The following is an 18,101-nucleotide window of genomic DNA, read 5'->3' as shown; positions in this document are numbered from 1 at the left end:
TCTTTCCCGCGCTTTACCGTCCTGCCGCATGGAGGTTTTCCATGTCGGATAAACAGGTTAAATCCAAAGCGCGCGTCGCCAAACACGGCGAAGTCTTTACCAATCCCCGCGAAGTCAACGCCATGCTTGATTTGGTGCAAGACCAGATCACGCGCATGGATGCCACGTTTCTCGAACCCGCATGCGGCTCGGGCAATTTCCTTGTGGAAATCCTGCGCCGCCGCATGGCGCATCTCAACCAAAAATACAAAAGCAGCCTGCTCCAATACCAGCCCGCCACGGTGCAAGCCGTGTGCGGGCTGTACGGCATCGAGCTTTTGGCAGACAACGCCGCCGAGTGCCGCGAGCGGCTGTCGGCAACCTTCTCGCAAAACTATCTCCCCCCGTTTCAGGCTGCCGAAGATTATCCGCGCGTGCTCGATACCGTGCGCCGTGTTTTGGAAAAAAACATCGTTTGCGCCAATGCGCTGGATTACCGCACTTCAGACGGCCTGCCCATCATGATGACCCAATGGCAGTTTATCGACCGCCAGCGCGTCAAAGCCAAATGGTTTGAGCTGCAAACCACCGTAGAAACCACCGGCGGGCAACTCGGCTCGCAGCACGACCTGTTTGGCGACAACGGCGAACCCGCCCGCATCGTCAACCACAACAAAGAATTTCCCCCAATACATTACTTGGACATCGGCCATGAAAACGCATAACCCCGACATCCTTTCCTGCCTTGCCAACCTGAGCAACGACGAAGTATTCACCCCGCCGCAAATCGCCCGCCAGATGCTTGATTTGTTGCCCGCAAGCCTGTGGCGCAACCCCGAAGCCAGATTTTTAGACCCGTGCAGCAAATCCGGCATATTCCTGCGCGAAATCGCCACCCGCCTGATAGACGGCTTGGCCGACTGGCAGCCCGATTTGCAAAAGCGCATCGACCATATCTTAGGCAAGCAGCTTTACGGCATCGCCATCACCGAGCTGACCGCCCTGATTTCCCGCCGCACGCTCTACTGCTGCAAAACCGCCGACAGCGAACTTTCCATCGCCACCGTGTTTGACGATTCAGACGGCCATATCCGCTTCAACCGCGAAGCGCAGCACGAATGGACAAAAGATCATAAGTGCAAATATTGCGGCGCAAACAAAGAAAAATACGACCGAGGCGGCGAAGCGGAAAACCACGCCTACGAATTTATCCACACCGAACACCCCGAAAAGATTTGGAACAATATGAAATTTGACGTGATTATCGGCAACCCGCCGTATCAGATGGAAGATGGCGGCGCACAAGCCAGCGCGCGCCCAATTTACCACGAATTTATCCGCCAAGCCAAGAAATTGCAGCCGCATTATCTGGTGATGATTACCCCCAGCCGCTGGTTTGCCGGCGGTAAAGGCTTGGATGATTTTCGGGATGAGATGCTGGGCGACAAAAAAATCAGAAATATCGTTGATTACATTGATTCAAATGACTGTTTCCCCGGCGTCGATATTTCGGGTGGTATATCCTATTTTTTGTGGGACAAGGATTATTCTGGGAATTGTCTTATTCAGACTGTTGAAGGTGGTGAGATGGTTTCGGAGATGTCGCGCCCTTTGAGAGAAAACGGTATAGATACGCTGGTTCGTTTCAATCCTGCCATTTCTATACTAAGGAAAGTAAGAATAAATCAAGAAAAATCATTTCAAGAGTTAGTTAGCTCAAGAAAGCCTTTTGGATTAGCTACTAATTTTAAAGGACATAAAATTCAAAATGATAAATATTCAATAGAACTGCATACTAGCAATGGGATTGCGTTTGTTAGCAAAGAGGAAATACAAAGAAATATCCGATGGATAAAAGAATATAAAGTTTATATTTCAATGGCATATGGAGAGAGAATTTCTTCTGATTTCTGGGTATTGGGAAAACCTTTTTTAGGAATGCCAAATTCCGTATGCGTAGAAACTTATTTACTTATTGGACCATTTGCAGATAAAGAAATATGCCTAAACGTCATTTCTTATATTAAAACCCGCTTTTTTAGATTTTTAGTAATGTTAAAAAAGAATACACAACACGCTACGCAAAAAGTTTACCAATTCGTCCCCATCCAGGACTTCACCCAATCCTGGACAGACGAAAAACTTTACGCCAAATACGGCCTAACCGAAGCCGAAATTGCCTTTATTGAAAAAATGGTGCGCCCGATGGATTAAGCCATTCAGACGGCCTTTTAGGCTGCCTGAAAGGCCGTCTGAAACCGCGCCTGCCGTAGGTCGGGCATTTATGCCCGACGTTTTCAAATTTGCAGCATGTGGCACATAAGGAAAATATGTCCGTGTTTGTCGGGCATAAATGCCCGACCTACTGCCGTTTGCCCCGATATCACATGACGGAGAAAACCAATGTCCGACTTCACCATCGTCCCGAAAAACATCCCCACCGTTTACGCCTATGCCGACACGCGCTTTGCAGGCTGCCTGAAAATCGGTTACACCGAGCGCGATGCGGCGCAGCGGGTGGCGGAGCAGTATCCGGTGAAGCTGCCGCAGCAGTCTTACGAGATTGTGTTCAACGAAACGGCATTGCGCGAAAACGGCACGTTTTTTGACGACCGCGCCATTCACAAACGGCTTTCGGCACAGGGTTTTCAACGGGAAAACGGCGAATGGTTCCGATGCAGCCTGAAAGATGTGCAGGCGGCTTTCATCGCGGAAAGGCAGAGCAAACCGCTTTCAGACGGCCTTTCGCGTACGCACGATTTCCCGATGCGTCCCGAACAGCAGGCGGCGGTGGAGAAAACGGCGGCGTATTTCCGCGAGTTTCAGCGCGAAGAGGGCATCACGCCGCATTTTTTATGGAACGCGAAAATGCGCTTCGGCAAGACCTTTGCCGCGTATCAGTTGGCAAAAGAGATGGGTTGGAAGCGGGTGCTGGTGCTGACCTTCAAGCCCGCCGTGTTGTCGGCCTGGCGCGAGGATTTGCTGTCGCATACGGATTTTGCGGGTTGGCAGTTTGTATCGAATTACGAAGAGGATTTGTCGTTTGATGCGGCGGACAAAACCCGCCCGCTGGTGTTTTTCGGCTCGTTTCAGGATTTGCTCGGCAAGGACAAAAGCGGCGGCATCAAGGCGAAAAACGAGCAGGTGCATACGGTTAATTGGGATTGCGTGATTTTCGACGAATACCACTACGGCGCGTGGCGCGAAAAGTCCAAAGATTTGTTCGACAAGGAAGAGCAGGCGGCGATTAAAACCATCGAAGCCGAGCTGGCGGATATGGAGGCAGACAATCCCGATTATTTCGACGAAAAGCTGCTGCCGATTACCACGTCGCACTATCTCTATCTTTCCGGCACGCCGTTTCGCGCGATTTCGTCGGGCGAGTTTATCGAAGAGCAGATTTTCAACTGGACCTACCCCGACGAGCAAAAAGCGAAAAAGGCATGGCAGCCTGAAAACGGCGCCAACCCCTATGCCGCACTGCCGGGCATGAAGATGTTTACCTACACGCTGCCCGAAAGCATCCGCCACGTTGCCGAACAGGGCGAATTTGACGAATTTGATTTGAACGCCTTTTTCGCCGCCGAGGGCAGTGGCAAAGACGCGCGGTTTAAAAACGAAGAATATGTGCAGAAATGGCTGGATTTGATACGCGGCAGCTACCGCGACACCATTGTTGAGGATTTGAAGCTGGGCAAGGAAAAGCCGCCGATGCCGTTTTCGGATGTGCGCCTGTTGGGCGTGTTGCAGCATACGTTTTGGTTTCTGCCCAACGTCGCCGCCTGCTTTGCGATGCGGAATTTAATCGCGCAAAAGCAAAACCGCTTCTACCACGATTACGAAATCATCGTTTGCGCGGGCAGCGGCGCGGGCATCGGCGCGGAAGCCTTAAAGCCCGTTCAGGCTGCCATGAAAGGCGCTCTGGATACCAAAACCATCACGCTATCGTGCGGCAAGCTGACCACGGGCGTGTCGGTTGCGCCGTGGTCTAGCGTATTGATGCTGCGTAATCTTTCCAGCCCCGAAACTTATTTTCAGACGGCCTTCCGCGTGCAAACGCCGTGGGTGTTGAAAAACCCCGCCGCCGATGCCGCGCGGCGCGAAGAAATCGTCAAACACGAATGCTACATTTTCGATTTCGCCCCCAACCGCGCCTTGAAGCAGGTGCAGGAATACGCCTGCAAACTGGATAACGACCCGAACACCAGCCCCGAGCAGAAAGTGAAAGACTTCATCAGCGTGCTGCCGATTTTTTCTTACGACGGCAGCGCGATGCGCGAAATCGATGCCGAAGGCGTGTTGGACTATGCCCTCAGCGGCACAACGGCAACGCTGCTGGCTAAACGCTGGGAAAGCGCGCTGCTCGTCAATGTGGATAACGTTACCCTGCAACGGCTGCTTAACAGCGAAGAGGCGATGAAAGCCTTAAGCCGCATCGAAAAATTCCGCACGCTCAATCAGGATTTGGAAACCATCATCAACAAATCCGAAGCGGTGAAAAACGCGAAAAAACAGGCGGCGGAAGAAGGGCGCGATTTGACGGCGAAAGAGAAAAAAGCATTGAGCGACGCGGAAAAAGAATACAAAAGCAAGCGCAAGGAAATTCAGGAAAAACTGATTGCTTTTGCCACGCGCGTACCTGTGTTTATGTATCTGAGCGACAAGCGCGAACATACCTTGCAGGATGTAATCACCCAGCTTGAACCCGAACTGTTCCGCAGGGTAACAGGGCTGTATGTACGGGATTTTCATTTGCTGGAGCGGCTTAATGTGTTTAACGGCGCGTTGATGAATGATGCGGTGTTTAAGTTTAAGCGTTATGAAGACAGCAGCTTTGACTATGCTGGAGAAGCATTGAACCGCTATCAGAAAGACCGAATCGGCGGGTTTAATACCAGCCTGACGGTAGCGGAGCACCAAAATTTATATGGCAAATAAATTTGAATTGTTTTAGCTCCCTAAAACAGCGCTAAACTTTACCATGATAGATTGTTATTAAGACAAAAATCGGATTTCCCACGCAGGAGAAATCCGATTTTCTATTTTCAGGCTGCCTTAAACAGCCCAAGTTGATTAACCCTTACGAGCAGCGGTTACTTCGGCAGCTACGTTAGCAGGTGCTTCGGCGTATTTCGCAAACTCCATAGAGTAGGTAGCACGACCTTGGGTAGCCGAACGCAGATCAGTTGAGTAACCAAACATTTCAGCCAAAGGCACTTCGGCGCGCACTTTTTTGCCGCCGATGCCGTCGTCGTCCATGCCCAACACGATGCCGCGGCGGCGGTTCAAGTCGCCCATCACGTCGCCCATGTAGTCTTCGGGTGTTTCCACCTCAACCGCCATAATGGGTTCAAGCAACACAGGCGATGCTTTACGCATACCTTCTTTAAACGCTTGCGAAGCGGCCAATTCAAACGCCAGTTGCGAAGAGTCCACATCGTGGTAAGAACCGAATACCAAGCGGATACGCACGTCCACCACAGGGAAGCCTGCCACCACGCCGTTTGGCAGGGTGTCGCGGATACCTTTATCCACAGAGGGGATGAATTCGCGCGGAATCACACCGCCTTTAATCTCGTCGATAAATTCGTAGCCTGCGCCGCCCGGTTCCATCGGTTCCATTTTGATGACAACGTGGCCGTATTGACCTTTACCGCCTGATTGTTTCGCGTGTTTGTATTCCGCTTCCACTTCTTTGCGGATGGTCTCACGGTAAGCCACTTGGGGCGCACCGATATTGGCTTCCACCGCAAATTCGCGTTTCATACGGTCCACAATAATCTCCAAGTGCAATTCGCCCATACCAGAGATAATGGTTTGACCTGATTCTTCATCAGTACGCACGCGGAAAGAAGGGTCTTCTTTTGCCAAACGGTTCAAAGCGATACCCATTTTTTCTTGGTCGGCTTTGGTTTTTGGCTCAACGGCAACGTGAATCACAGGCTCAGGGAATTCCATGCGTTCCAAGATAATGGGCGCATCTTCGGCGCACAAAGTTTCGCCTGTGGTAACGTCTTTCAAGCCGATAGCCGCAGCGATGTCGCCTGCGCGCACTTCTTCAATCTCATCGCGGTCGTTTGCCGTCATTTGCACCAAGCGACCAATACGTTCGCGTGTGCCTTTTACTGAGTTGACAACCGTATCGCCAGATTTCAAAACGCCTGAATACACGCGGATAAAGGTTAAGTTACCCACATATTTGTCATTCATCATTTTGAATGCCAATGCGGAGAATTTTTCTTCATCGCTGGCTTGGCGCGTGGCTTTGTCGCCGTTAGGCAATTCGCCTGCCACAGGAGGAATGTCGGTAGGTGCAGGTAGCAGTTCTACCACCGCGTCCAACATACGTTGCACACCTTTGTTTTTGAACGCAGAACCGCACAGCATAGGTTGAATTTCGCCGTTCAAAGTGCGGGTACGCAATGCGCCAATAATTTCAGCTTCGGTCAGCTCTTCGCCGCCCAAATATTTATCCATCAGCTCTTCGTTGGCTTCGGCGGCGGCTTCAATCATGTTTTGACGCCATTCTTCGGCGGTTTCCACCAAATCAGCAGGGATGTCGCCGTAAGTAAAGGTTACGCCTTTGTCTTCTTCGTTCCAAATGATGGCTTTCATTTTCAACAAATCCACCACGCCTTCAAACGCGTCTTCTGCGCCCACGGGAATCACGATAGGCACAGGGTTAGCGCGCAGACGGGTTTTCATTTGTTCTACCACGCGGAAGAAGTTGGCACCTTGGCGGTCCATTTTGTTTACAAATGCCAAGCGGGGCACTTTGTATTTGTTGGCTTGGCGCCATACGGTTTCAGACTGGGGTTGTACGCCGCCCACCGCGCAGTAAACCATTACCGCACCGTCCAATACACGCATAGAACGTTCTACCTCAACGGTGAAGTCCACGTGTCCCGGGGTGTCGATGATGTTGAAGCGGTGTTCCGGGAACTGTTTCGCCATACCTTTCCAGTATGAGGTTACTGCCGCAGAAGTAATGGTGATACCGCGTTCTTGTTCTTGTTCCATCCAGTCGGTGGTTGCCGCGCCGTCATGCACTTCGCCCAGTTTGTGGGTCAGGCCGGTGTAGAACAAAATACGTTCGGTAGTGGTGGTTTTGCCCGCGTCGATGTGGGCGGAAATACCGATGTTGCGGTACAGGTTAATAGGGGTTTTACGAGCCATTTTTTTATCCTCTCGATATTAGAAACGGAAGTGAGAGAACGCTTTGTTGGCTTCTGCCATGCGATGTACTTCTTCGCGTTTTTTCATTGCGCCGCCACGACCTTCGGCTGCGTCAATCAATTCGCCAGCAAGGCGCAAATCCATAGATTTTTCGCCACGTTTGCGGGCAGCATCGCGTACCCAACGCATTGCCAATGCCAAACGGCGTGCAGGGCGCACTTCAACAGGAACTTGGTAGTTTGCACCACCTACGCGGCGGCTTTTCACTTCTACAAGCGGTTTGGCATTGTTGATGGCTTCGTTGAACACTTCAATTGCTTCTTTGCCTTGTACTTTTTTGGCAATTTGTTCCAATGCGCCGTATACGATGCGTTCTGCAACGGCTTTTTTGCCGTCAATCATCAATACGTTCATGAATTTTGACAATTCTACGCTGCCGAATTTTGGATCAGGCAGAATCTCGCGCTTGGGGACTTCTCTACGTCTTGGCATTTTAATTCCTTAATGTCTATTCAGTTGGGGCATTCCCATGAATGCTCATACGGGGCATTCACTTACTCGGCGGCTTTTTTCAGGCTGCCGATGTGCCAGTTGGTTTAACAAATTATTTAGGGCGTTTTGCACCGTATTTAGAACGAGCTTGTTTACGGTCTTTTACGCCTGCGGTATCCAAAGAGCCGCGAACGGTGTGGTAACGCACACCTGGCAAGTCTTTTACACGACCGCCGCGAATCAGCACTACGCTGTGTTCTTGCAAGTTATGGCCTTCACCGCCGATGTATGAAATCACTTCAAAACCGTTGGTCAAACGCACTTTGCAGACTTTACGCAAGGCTGAGTTTGGTTTTTTAGGGGTTGTGGTGTAAACACGGGTGCACACGCCACGTTTTTGTGGGCAGGCTTCCAGTGCAGGTACTTTGTTCACATAAACAGGTTTTTGACGACCTTTGCGAACTAATTGGTTGATAGTTGGCATATTTTTCTTTTCCTGTTGAATAAAAAATACTTGCTAGCACCATGCCAGCAAGCCGCGCATTATAGTATTTTTGCAAGATATTGGTCAATAAGGGATTTTGAGGCAGCCTGAAAATGAGATGGAGGAACTGGGCGGGAATGATTTTTCAGGCTGCCTTATGGGGCGGATGTGGCGGTTTGCTTTAAATGCTGTTCAATCACATCGGCGATGCGTTGGCTTGCGCCGCGATGTTGCGCCAAATAGACGGCGGCTTTGGCGGCTTGTTGGGTGTGGATTTCAGGCTGCATGAGCTGCTGGGTTACGGTTTGCACAAGCTCGGCTGCGCTGTGGATTTGTTGGGCAACGCCTGCGGCAAGGGCTTCTTGGCAGGCAGCCTGAAAATTATAGATGGATGGCCCAAACAGCACGGGTTTGCCGCATTGCAGTGGTTCAATGATGTTTTGGCAGCCCGTGTTTACAAGGCTGCCGCCGATGAAGACGATGTCGGCAGCCTGAAAATAGGCATACATTTCGCCCATGCTGTCGCCTATCCACACTTGGGTGTCGAGGCGGACGGGGGTGTTGTCGCTGCGTTTTTGGGTGTTGAAACCGCGTTGCCGGGCGAGCTCGTAGGCAGCCTGAAAACGCTCGGGGTGGCGCGGGATGAGCACGAGCAGGGTGTCGGTGTGCGGTTGCCATGCGTTCAGGATGAGTTCGGCTTCGTCTTGCCCGTCTTTTTCGCGCAGGCTGGCGGCGAGGAACACGCGGCGGTTGCCAATTTTTTGGCGAAATTGGGCGGCAAGTTCGCTGGATAGCGGCGGGATGGGGATGTCGTATTTGGTGTTGCCGCAGACGATGGGGGCGGGCGCGCCAAGCTGTTGCAGGCGTTCGGCATCGGCGGGGGTTTGGGCGCAGATGGCGGTAAGTTGGCGCAGGGCGGGGCGGATGAGGCTGGGGATTTTTTGGTAGCTGCGCTGGGATTTTTCGGATAAACGGGCGTTGGCGAGAAAGAGCGGGATGCGCTGGTTACGGCAGCCTGAAATCAGGTTTGCCCAGATTTCGGTTTCCATCAGCACGCCAAATTGGGGGCGGTGTTCACGCAAAAACTGTACTACCCAATCGCGGCGGTCGTAGGGCAGATAGCGACATTGCGCTTGCGGATAGAGTTGGGCGGCAGTGGCGCGTCCTGTGGGGGTCATTTGGGTGAGCAGCAGCGGGGCGTTAGGGAAGCGGCGGTGCAGTTCGGCGATAAGCGGCTGTGCGGCGCGGGTTTCGCCCACGGAAACGGCGTGTATCCAGATGGGCTGTTGCACGGGGTTGGGATGGGGCGCGCCGAAGCGTTCGCCCCAGTGTTCCAGATAAGCGGGGTTTTTGCGGGCGCGTTTGCGCAGATAACGGCGGATGAGCGGGGGGGCGATGCGCCACAGGGCGTTGTAGAGAGTGGGGAGCAGCATTTTGAAACGGTAAGAAAAAAATTCAGGCTGCCTATTTTATGTTAGGCAGCCTGAAAATACGATGAACGATTAGTCAACCAAAGTGAGTTTGCCGTTCATAGTAGCGTAGTGGCCAGGGAATGAGCAGTAGTATTCGTATGCTTCGCCTTTTGCCAATTTGGATACGTCAAACGTTACGCTGTCTTGCTCGCCGCCGTTCAACAGTTTGGTGTGGGCAATCACGCGCTCGTCGCCAGCTTTAACGTAGTTATTTGCTTCGCCAGCAGTTTGACCATCAGCCAATACGCCGTCTTTGTCGGCAGCTTTGGACAATACGACGTTATGGCCCATGGCTGATTTAGGCATTTTGCCTTCGTGTTTCAGGGTGATTTTGTATTGTTTGCAGCTTGATTTAACTTGGATTTCTTTGGGGTCGAATTTCATTGCGTCGTCGCTTACAATCACGGCTTCGCATTCGCCGCCGGCGGCTGCGGGCGCGGCAGCGGCGGTTGAAGCAGCGGCAGGCGCAGCTCCTGATGCGGCAGTAGGGGCAGAAGCAGCAGGTGCAGAAGCAGCTTCAGATGCGGCAGCCATAGAAGCGGCTGCGGTTTCAGATGCGGCAGCAGTGGCAGCAGGAGAGGCTGATTCGGCAGGTTGCGCAGGTTTGTTATCGCCACAAGCGGTAAGCGTTAATGCTGCGGCTGCGATGAGACCTAGATAGATTTTCATAATGAGTCTTCCCTTAAAGTTTGATGATATTTAAGTTTGTTTTTGATTTAGAACAAACTTGCGTTTAACAAGGGGGCGATTATGCCCCCAGTTAAGGGGATTTTGTTTGATTTAAGTCAAGTTTTTCGTTAATTATTGTTAGTATTGCGGTTGTTTTTGACCAAATTTTGCAGCGCGGCAGCCAGTTTGGGGTGGTGGGCAACTTTTTCGGCGGTTTGTTCGAAGCTGTTTAGGGCGCGCTCGCTCAGGTGGAAATTTTTGCTTTTGGCGGTGGCGGGGTTGTGCGGGCGCGTTTTGATTTGGATGCGGGCGATATTGGGGTCAAGCTCTTGCAACTGCGGCAACAGGCTGGGCAGCAGCATTTTGAGACGGGTCGCCGCCATGGGCGCGCTCACGTGGATAATCAACGCGCCCTCTTCAATGCACGCCACGCGAAAATGCGGATGCAGGTTGGCGGGCAGCAGGCGTTTGGCGGCGTCGTCCAGCTGTTGCCAGTAGCGCGAGCGTTGCAGGAGGTTGGCAAGGGGGGAGTTGGCGGGGATAAGGGGGGCAAATTGCATGGTTTGGGTCGGGATTGCGCCGAACGGGTTTTCAGGCTGCCTATTCGCTTAGCGCGGGTTGGCTTTTGCGCAGTTCTTCCAATTCGTCCAGCAGGCGCATGATGAGCGCGGTAGCGGGGATGCTGGCTTCAAAGTCGCGGCCGATGCGTGCGGCGCGGCGGATGCGGGCCAATTGGAAACCGCTGTATTCCGAATGTTCAGGCTGCCCTTGCACCACAATTACTTCTTCTTCTATCAGCCCGAGCAACCATTCGCGTTGGCAGCCGCCTGCGGCCAGGGTTTGTTCAAAATTTAAAAAAATGTCGGTTTCGTGTTGCATGGCGGTTGTCCTTTAATGTGCGGATTGGGCATAGTGGTCGGCGAGTTGCTGCCACAGGGCGCGGTCGGCTTCGCTGTTGGCTTCGGGCACGGCGATGTGGATGACGAGATACAAGTCGCCCGCTTCTTTGGCGGGGATGCCTTGCCCTTTCAGGTGGATGGTTTTGCCGTTGTGGCTGTTGGCAGGCAGGGTAACTTGCAGGCGTCCTGATGCGGTGGCGACGGTGATTTTGCCGCCCAACACGGCTTGCCACGGCATCACGCTGATGGTTTGGTACACGTCTTTGCGGTTTTTGACGTATAAGTCGGGGCGGGCGTGGAAGCGGATTTTTAAGTATAAATCGCCGTTCGCGCCGCCGTTGTAGCCCGCCAAGCCTTGCCCGGCAAGGCGGATTTGCTGCCCTTCGGCGATGCCTTTGGGGATTTTGACGTTGAGGGTTTTTTGCTGCACGGTGGGGTGGCCTGCGGCATCCAGCGCGGGGACGTTCAGCGTGAGCGTGCGTTCTGCGCCTGCGTAGGAGGCGTAAATGTCAATCGCCAACTCGGCGTGTTGGTCTTCGCCGCGTTGCCGCTCTCGCGGGCGGCGGGCGTGCGCTTGCTGCCGGGCAAAGGCGGAAAACAGGTCTTCAAACTGGAAATCGTCTGCGCCAAACGGTGCGCCGCCTGTGTATTCGTAGCGGAAGCCCTGCTCGCCAAAATGATTTTCGCCAAATGGATTGCCGCCGCCCGCTGCGCCTTGGAATGGGTTGCCGCGTGGTTGGGCAAGCTCGGCATCGTATTGGGCGCGTTTTTCGGGGTTGGACAGGGTTTCGTAGGCAAGGTTGATTTCGGTGGTGCGCTCCGCCGCGTCGGGCTCTTTGCTCACATCGGGGTGGTATTTGCGCACCAGCTTGCGGTAGGCTTTTTTGATGGTTTCATCGTCGGCGGTTTTTTCTACGCCTAAAATTTCATAATAGTTTTTTGCCATGATAGTCTCGGGGATGGGTTTTCAGGCTGCCCATTGGTGTTGCGACAGCATTGAGACAGCCTGAAACGAAGTTCAGCGGAGCTAAAACGGGGTTGCGCGGTTGGATGGCTTGCGTGTTACTCGGGGCGCATCTGCGGGAACAGAATCACGTCGCGGATGGTTTGCGCGTTGGTGAGCAGCATCACCAAGCGGTCGATGCCGATGCCGCAGCCGCCTGTGGGGGGCAAGCCGTATTCCATGGCGCGGATGTAGTCGGCGTCGTAGTGCATGGCTTCGTCGTCGCCCGCGTCTTTTTGCGCCACTTGCGCTTTGAAGCGGGCGGCTTGGTCTTCGGGGTCGTTCAATTCCGAATAGCCGTTTGCCAGCTCGCGCCCGACGACGAACAATTCAAAGCGCTCGGTTAAGCCTGGTTTGCTGTCGGACGCGCGCGCCAGCGGCGACACTTCCACGGGGTAATCCACAATAAACGTAGGATTCCACAGCTTGCTCTCGGCGCAGCCTTCAAACAGCGCCAGTTGCAGGCTGCCCAGCCCCGCTGCGTGCGGCAGGCTTTCGCCGTGTTTGACGATTTCTTTTTTCAGCCATTCGGCGTCGTTCAGCTGCTCGTCGGTGTAGTGCGGATTGTATTTTTTGATGGCTTGCAGGATGGTCAGGCGCTCGAACGGGCTTTCCAAATCCACTTCTTTGCCGTTGTATTCGATTTTCAGGCTGCCTGAAACGCTGCGGCAGGCGGCGTGGATGGTGTCTTCCGCCATTTGCATCATGCGGTTGTAGTCGCAAAAGGCTTCGTAGAACTCAATCATGGTGAATTCGGGGTTGTGGCGCACCGACATGCCTTCGTTGCGGAAGCTGCGGTTGATTTCAAACACGCGCTCCAAGCCGCCGACCACCAGCCGTTTCAAATACAATTCGGGCGCAATGCGCAGGTAGAGCGGGATATCCAGCGCATTGTGGTGGGTAACGAAGGGCTTGGCCGTTGCACCGCCGGGGATGGGGTGCATCATCGGCGTTTCCACTTCAAGATATTGTTCGGAAACCATAAAATTACGCACGGCTTGGATGATTTTGCTGCGCTTGATAAACACTTCGCGACTGTCGGCGTTGGCGATTAAGTCCACATAACGCTGACGGTATTTAGTTTCTTGGTCGCTCAAACCTTTGTGTTTGTCGGGCAGCGGGCGCAGCGATTTGCTCAGCAGGCGGATTTGCGACACGCGCACGGTGAGCTCGCCGTGGTTGGTTTTGAACAGCGTGCCTTCCGCGCCGATGATGTCGCCCATGTCCCAATGGTTGAACGCATCCAGCACCTCTTGGCTCACGCCTTTGTTGTTCAGATAAAGCTGGATTTGCCCCGTTGCGTCTTGGATGGTGGCGAAGCTGGCTTTGCCCATTTGGCGTTTGAGCATCATGCGCCCCGCGATTTTCACGGGCACGGCTTGCGGGTCCAGCTCTTCTTTGCTCATTTCGCCGTATTGTGCGTGCAAATCGGCGGCGAATGCGTCGCGGCGGAAATCGTTGGGGAAGGCGATGCCTTGTTGGCGGATTTCGTTCAGTTTTTCGCGGCGCAGAGCGATGATTTGGTTTTCGTCTAATTGCGGGATTTCGGGAGTTTGGGTTTGGTCGGTCATAATGGCTTCCGGTAAAAAGGGTTTGGCCGCATAGGCAGCCTGAAAATATCCATAAATAGCAAGCCGCGCATTTTACGCGGATTTACGTTTGCCCTGAATAACCGCGCGCGAAATTTTTGCAATCGGGCGTTTTTTTGCTTGTTTGCCGGATGGATACGCCGCCATTTGCCGTCGTGGGCAGCGCCGCCGTGTGTTAAAATTGCGTTGGAAAATAAAGATGCTGCGGTCGTGAAACGATACGCGCCGATGCAGGAATGGATTTTAAGGAAACACCGCTGAGCATAACCAAAAAGAGGATTGCTTTCCCATGCTGAACCTATTGATTACCCCCGATTTTCCCCCCGAATTTTTTGCCAACTGGCATATGTTTAACACGCAGTTGCAACGCGCGTTGGACACCACCATCCATCTGCAAACGCCAGCGGGCTACCGCGAGCAGCAAGAATTGCTAGACAGCGAAACGGTTGCGCTGGTGTATGCCAACCCGTTTGACGCGGGCAGCTTGATGCGCGACAAGGGCTACATCCCGCTTGCCAAGCCCGATTTACCGAGCGACCAAGTGCTGGTGGTGGTAAAAGCCGATAGCGAAATCGCCGCGTTAAGCGATTTGCCTGCCGATAGCCGCGTGTTGATTACCGCCAACCGCGATATGGAAAGCATTGGCTTGGGCGTGTTACAAGGCACGGCGATTACGGCGGATACGGTGCAATGGCTGCCCACGCGCACGTTCCCCGAGCTGGCGCGGCGGCTGATGGCAAACGAAGCCGAAATCGGCTTGTTCCTTGCCAGCTCGTTTCGCAGCTTGAACGCGGGCACGCAGGGCAGCCTGAAAATCCTGTTTGAAACGGAATTTGAAGATTTCGGGCACGTTATGCTGCTGCATCCCGATTTTGCCGACCAAGCCGACAAGCTGCGCGCGGCATTGCTGAACATGGCGCAATCGCCCGTAAGCCAAATGACGCTGGCGGATTTGGGCATGCCAAAAGGGTTTGTGGCGGCGGGCGGCGCAGGCGACGGCGGGCAGGATGGCGGCGAGGCGCAGGACGGGCAAGCCGAAGCGGAAACCGTCGTCGAGCATCAAACGGCGGACACGGCGCAAGCTGCATCAACAGCCGAAGCTGAGCAAACAACGGCAGCCGAAGGGCAGCCTGAAAACGGTTAAATGAAACCATGCGCGAGCATGGGCATCGCCCGCCCTGTTTTCAGGCTGCCGCTGCCGCGCCAACCCGCCTCGTCCCCAAGGCAGCCTGAAACTCGTTTTGCCAATGGCGCGAATTTTCGCTAAACTCGCCCCGTTTTTATTTTTGCAACCACACAATGAACGAACCCGAGCAGAGATGCGGCAATCCTTGCCGCCACTGCACAACATAGCCCACAAGGCAGCCTAAAAACGTATTGGAAACGCCGCTTAGCTTTGCTCAAACGCGCTTCATCCGTTTTCAGGCTGCCTTTTGCGGTTTATCGCTTGGGCGGGCGGCGCGCGCCTTATCGCAGGCAGCCTGAAACCGCTATCAACCCCATTCGTTCCCACCCAAAGGATTCACGCCACAATGGACATCAGTTGGCTCGCCGAGCCGCAAACATGGATAGGTTTCGCCACGCTGCTTATATTGGAAGTGGTGCTCGGCATTGATAACTTGGTTTTCGTCGCCATTCTTGCCAGCAAAGTCAAACCCGCCCTGCGCGACAAAGCCCGCATCGTTGGGCTTGCGCTCGCCGTGCTCATCCGCATCATCATGCTGGGCTTTATGGCGCACATCATCACGCTCACCCAGCCCCTGTTTCACATGGGCGCGCACAGCGTGTCGGGCAAAGATTTAATCATGCTCGGCGGCGGCATCTTTTTGCTGTACAAAGCCACCACCGAGCTACACGAGCGGCTAGAAGGCGAAAACCATTTTCAAGTTGCCGACACGCACAAAAAACATGCCGCCTTTTGGAGCGTGGTGGCGCAGATTGTGGTACTGGATGCCGTGTTTTCCATAGACAGCGTGATTACCGCCGTGGCAATGGTGGAGCATATTGTAGTGGCGATGGCGGCGGTTGCCGTTGCCATGACCGTGATGATTACCGCCAGCAAAGTGCTCACCAATTTTGTGGACAAGCATCCCACCGTGGTGATGCTGTGCCTAGGCTTTTTGCTGATGATAGGGTTTAGCCTGATTGCCGAAGCCTTCCATTTTCACATCCCCAAAGGCTATCTCTACGCCGCCATTGGCTTCTCCATCCTAATTGAAGTGTTCAACCAAGTTTCGCAAAAAAACACCAAGAAAAACGACTACGCAGGCAGCTCATGGCGACAACGCACCGCCGAAAACGTGCTGGGCATGATGGGCATCCGCGAAACGCTGTTAAACAAAAACGGGCGCGACAACGGCGAGGGCGAGCATTTTGAAGACAACGAAAAATCTATGATACGCAGCGTTTTAACCCTAGCCGAACGCCCCATTTTCGGCGTGATGATACCGCGCAGCGACATCGAGCGGCTGGACATCTCGCAAAGCAAAGACGAGCAAAAAGCCAAGCTGATTGAATGCCCCTATTCGCGGCTGTTGGTAGTAGGCAAAGCGGGCGTGGACGAACCCTTGGGCTACATCAACAAAAAAGACCTGCTCGCGCAAATCTTGGAAACAGGCGAAACCCACATTCATGCTGCCTTAAAGCAACCGCTGATGCTGCCTGAAAGCGCGACCGCGCTGCAAGCCATTGAGCTGTTTCGCAAACACAGCGCCGATTACGCGCTGGTGGTGGACGAATTTGGTGCGGTGCTGGGCATGGTTACCATGAAAGACTTGCTGGAAACCATCGCAGGCGAGTTCCCCGAAGAATTTGAGCGCGAAGAAGAACCCAGCGTGCAAGAAAACACCGACGACAGCTTAACCGTGGACGGCGCGCTGGAATACGTAGAACTCGCCCCGCAGCTTAATCTGCCGCCGCCCGCCGAAGATGCCGATTTCCACACCGTGGCGGGGCTGATTATGGAGCAGATGCAAGACCTGCCCGAAGTGGGCGACAGCATCCGCTTTCACGGCTGGCAGTTTGAAGTCTTGGAAAAAGACGGGCACCGCGTGGAGCGGGTGAAAATCAGCCGCATCCCTGATGAAGAATAGGCAGCCTGAAAATAAGAAAACCGTTTGGTGTTGCGCCAAACGGTTTTTTGCCGGATGGATTGGCTTTCAGGCTGCCGAATATCCAGCCCGATAAGGCAGCCTGAAAACGAGCGCAGCGCAACCAACGCTTCCGATACGTTTTCAGGCTGCCTTTACCCACCCCCAAGGCAGCCTGAAAACCATTGCTCAACCCCAACCCGCTTCAAAACACCCATTCCCATACAACACAAACGCAAGAACACGGCTTGCCGGCAAGCCGTAGCCGCGCGGGAGCCGTTTCAGGCTGTCCCTGTCCCGCCAGCGTTGAGGCAGCCTAAAAAAACATAAACGCCATCACGCCCGTCCGCCAACAAACCCAAAGGCAGCCTGAAAACCGGTTTCCCCGTTTTCAGGCTGCCTTATAGCTGCGCCAAGCGTCAAATCACATCTTGTTTCACTTGCGCGCTGTCCGCTTCCGCATGGTTCAGCAACGCGCTCAGGTTGCGCCAATAATCGTTGTCCAAGCCCAGCACCATCACGCCCTGTTCCTTGGCAAAGGGCGAGGCATCATGCCAAGCCACTTGGCGGAACAGCGATTCCGCCGTCATCGCCTCTTGCAGCGATTTCAGGCTCACATAAACATGGCTGGCATTGCTAACCAGCGCAGGCTCAGGCAGTGTCAATTCGTTCTGCGCCAAATTGATGGCGGGTTGAACGGCTTGCGGCGCGGGTTCGTCGTTGGCGGCCACATTTATTTTGTCGCCCGCCGTTAACGCTTCAATGCGCACGTTGGTTGAACCTTGCTGGATAAAGCCCAGCGCCTTTGCCGCGCCTTTGGATAAATCCAACACGCGCTTGCCGTGGAAAGGCCCGCGGTCGTTGATGCGCACCACAATGGTTTTGCCATTGGCAAGATTGGTTACACGCGCATAGCTGGGAATCGGCAAAGTGCGGTGGGCGGCGGTAAGCGCATTCATGTCAAACCGCTCGCCGCTGGAAGTTTTTTTGTCGTGAAAGCCTGGGCCATACCATGAAGCACGCCCTGTTTGGCTAAAATTTTTCTCTACGCTTTTTCTTGGGTAGTAGCGTTTGCCCGCCACCTTGTAGCTTAAATTGGCGGTGGAATGCAAAGCCTCCGCTTTAACCGTTTGAGCCGGCTCGCGCCCCGCGTGGGCGGATTGCTCCGTGCGCGTGGTGGAGCAGCCTGCCGCCAGTAATACAAAAACGCCCGTTAAAAGAGTATGTTGAATTTTAGTCAAAATGTGTT

The 18,101-nt window shown here is 53.7% G+C and carries 17 protein-coding genes; 7 read left to right on the top strand and 10 right to left on the bottom strand.

What is annotated here, in order from left to right:
• Window positions 1-41 precede the first annotated feature (41 nt).
• From JDW22_RS06545 to JDW22_RS06535, 3 genes are all read left to right on the top strand, one after another.
• The gene (locus JDW22_RS06545) at window positions 42-704 is read left to right on the top strand and encodes a DNA methyltransferase (protein ID WP_200522389.1); all 663 of its coding nucleotides are present in this window, start codon (window positions 42-44) and stop codon (window positions 702-704) included.
• A complete protein-coding gene (locus tag JDW22_RS06540) occupies window positions 691-2,193 on the top strand; it encodes an Eco57I restriction-modification methylase domain-containing protein (RefSeq protein ID WP_200522388.1) in 1,503 nt (500 codons plus the stop codon). The genes JDW22_RS06545 and JDW22_RS06540 overlap by 14 nt, the downstream gene beginning before the upstream one ends.
• A gap of 189 nt (window positions 2,194-2,382) precedes the next feature.
• Complete coding sequence (locus JDW22_RS06535; RefSeq protein ID WP_200522387.1) at window positions 2,383-4,917, top strand: GIY-YIG nuclease family protein; 2,535 nt, start codon at window positions 2,383-2,385, stop codon at window positions 4,915-4,917.
• A gap of 135 nt (window positions 4,918-5,052) precedes the next feature.
• Here the strand turns inward: JDW22_RS06535 and fusA are convergent, their stop codons facing one another.
• From fusA to lysS, 9 genes are all read right to left on the bottom strand, one after another.
• Window positions 5,053-7,155, bottom strand: coding sequence for an elongation factor G (gene fusA, locus JDW22_RS06530; RefSeq protein WP_200522386.1), 2,103 nt, complete (start codon window positions 7,153-7,155; stop codon window positions 5,053-5,055).
• Between the two features lie 18 nt (window positions 7,156-7,173).
• The gene (gene rpsG, locus JDW22_RS06525; protein ID WP_003796067.1) at window positions 7,174-7,647 is read right to left on the bottom strand and encodes a 30S ribosomal protein S7; all 474 of its coding nucleotides are present in this window, start codon (window positions 7,645-7,647) and stop codon (window positions 7,174-7,176) included.
• Between the two features lie 112 nt (window positions 7,648-7,759).
• Complete coding sequence (gene rpsL, locus JDW22_RS06520; RefSeq protein ID WP_002218431.1) at window positions 7,760-8,131, bottom strand: 30S ribosomal protein S12; 372 nt, start codon at window positions 8,129-8,131, stop codon at window positions 7,760-7,762.
• A 155-nt stretch (window positions 8,132-8,286) separates the two neighbouring features.
• The gene (waaA, locus tag JDW22_RS06515) at window positions 8,287-9,564 is read right to left on the bottom strand and encodes a lipid IV(A) 3-deoxy-D-manno-octulosonic acid transferase (RefSeq protein ID WP_200522385.1); all 1,278 of its coding nucleotides are present in this window, start codon (window positions 9,562-9,564) and stop codon (window positions 8,287-8,289) included.
• 69 nt (window positions 9,565-9,633) lie between these two features.
• On the bottom strand, window positions 9,634-10,272 hold the full coding sequence (azu, locus tag JDW22_RS06510; RefSeq protein WP_200522384.1) for an azurin: 639 nt from the start codon (window positions 10,270-10,272) through the stop codon (window positions 9,634-9,636).
• A gap of 128 nt (window positions 10,273-10,400) precedes the next feature.
• Window positions 10,401-10,832: a DciA family protein gene (locus JDW22_RS06505; RefSeq protein WP_200522383.1), complete on the bottom strand. Its 432-nt coding sequence runs from the start codon at window positions 10,830-10,832 to the stop codon at window positions 10,401-10,403.
• 40 nt (window positions 10,833-10,872) lie between these two features.
• Window positions 10,873-11,151, bottom strand: coding sequence for a chaperone modulator CbpM (locus tag JDW22_RS06500; RefSeq protein WP_200522382.1), 279 nt, complete (start codon window positions 11,149-11,151; stop codon window positions 10,873-10,875).
• Between the two features lie 12 nt (window positions 11,152-11,163).
• A complete protein-coding gene (locus tag JDW22_RS06495) occupies window positions 11,164-12,120 on the bottom strand; it encodes a DnaJ C-terminal domain-containing protein (RefSeq protein WP_200522735.1) in 957 nt (318 codons plus the stop codon).
• A gap of 113 nt (window positions 12,121-12,233) precedes the next feature.
• Entirely contained in the window at window positions 12,234-13,745 is a 1,512-nt protein-coding gene (gene lysS / locus JDW22_RS06490; RefSeq protein ID WP_200522381.1) for a lysine--tRNA ligase, read from the bottom strand.
• 307 nt (window positions 13,746-14,052) lie between these two features.
• On the opposite strand from lysS, the gene JDW22_RS06485 reads away from it, so the two are divergent.
• From JDW22_RS06485 to JDW22_RS06475, 4 genes are all read left to right on the top strand, one after another.
• Window positions 14,053-14,907, top strand: a complete 855-nt coding sequence (locus JDW22_RS06485) for a PhnD/SsuA/transferrin family substrate-binding protein (RefSeq protein WP_200522380.1) — start codon at window positions 14,053-14,055, stop codon at window positions 14,905-14,907.
• Entirely contained in the window at window positions 14,908-15,030 is a 123-nt protein-coding gene (locus JDW22_RS13895; RefSeq protein ID WP_268884215.1) for a hypothetical protein, read from the top strand.
• Window positions 15,031-15,295: 265 nt separating this feature from the next.
• Window positions 15,296-16,855 (top strand): TerC family protein, encoded by a 1,560-nt coding sequence (locus tag JDW22_RS06480; RefSeq protein WP_200522734.1) that lies wholly within the window; start codon window positions 15,296-15,298, stop codon window positions 16,853-16,855.
• Window positions 16,856-16,879: 24 nt separating this feature from the next.
• Entirely contained in the window at window positions 16,880-17,182 is a 303-nt protein-coding gene (locus tag JDW22_RS06475) for a hypothetical protein (RefSeq protein WP_200522379.1), read from the top strand.
• An 89-nt stretch (window positions 17,183-17,271) separates the two neighbouring features.
• On the opposite strand, the gene JDW22_RS06470 is transcribed toward JDW22_RS06475, so the two are convergent.
• Window positions 17,272-18,093 (bottom strand): septal ring lytic transglycosylase RlpA family protein, encoded by an 822-nt coding sequence (locus tag JDW22_RS06470; RefSeq protein WP_329610721.1) that lies wholly within the window; start codon window positions 18,091-18,093, stop codon window positions 17,272-17,274.
• Between the last annotated feature and the right edge of the window lie 8 nt (window positions 18,094-18,101).

This window comes from Kingella bonacorsii, assembly GCF_016623605.1.
In the GTDB taxonomy this organism is placed as follows: domain Bacteria; phylum Pseudomonadota; class Gammaproteobacteria; order Burkholderiales; family Neisseriaceae; genus Kingella_B; species Kingella_B oralis.
This window is presented reverse-complemented; position numbering and strand designations above follow the sequence as displayed.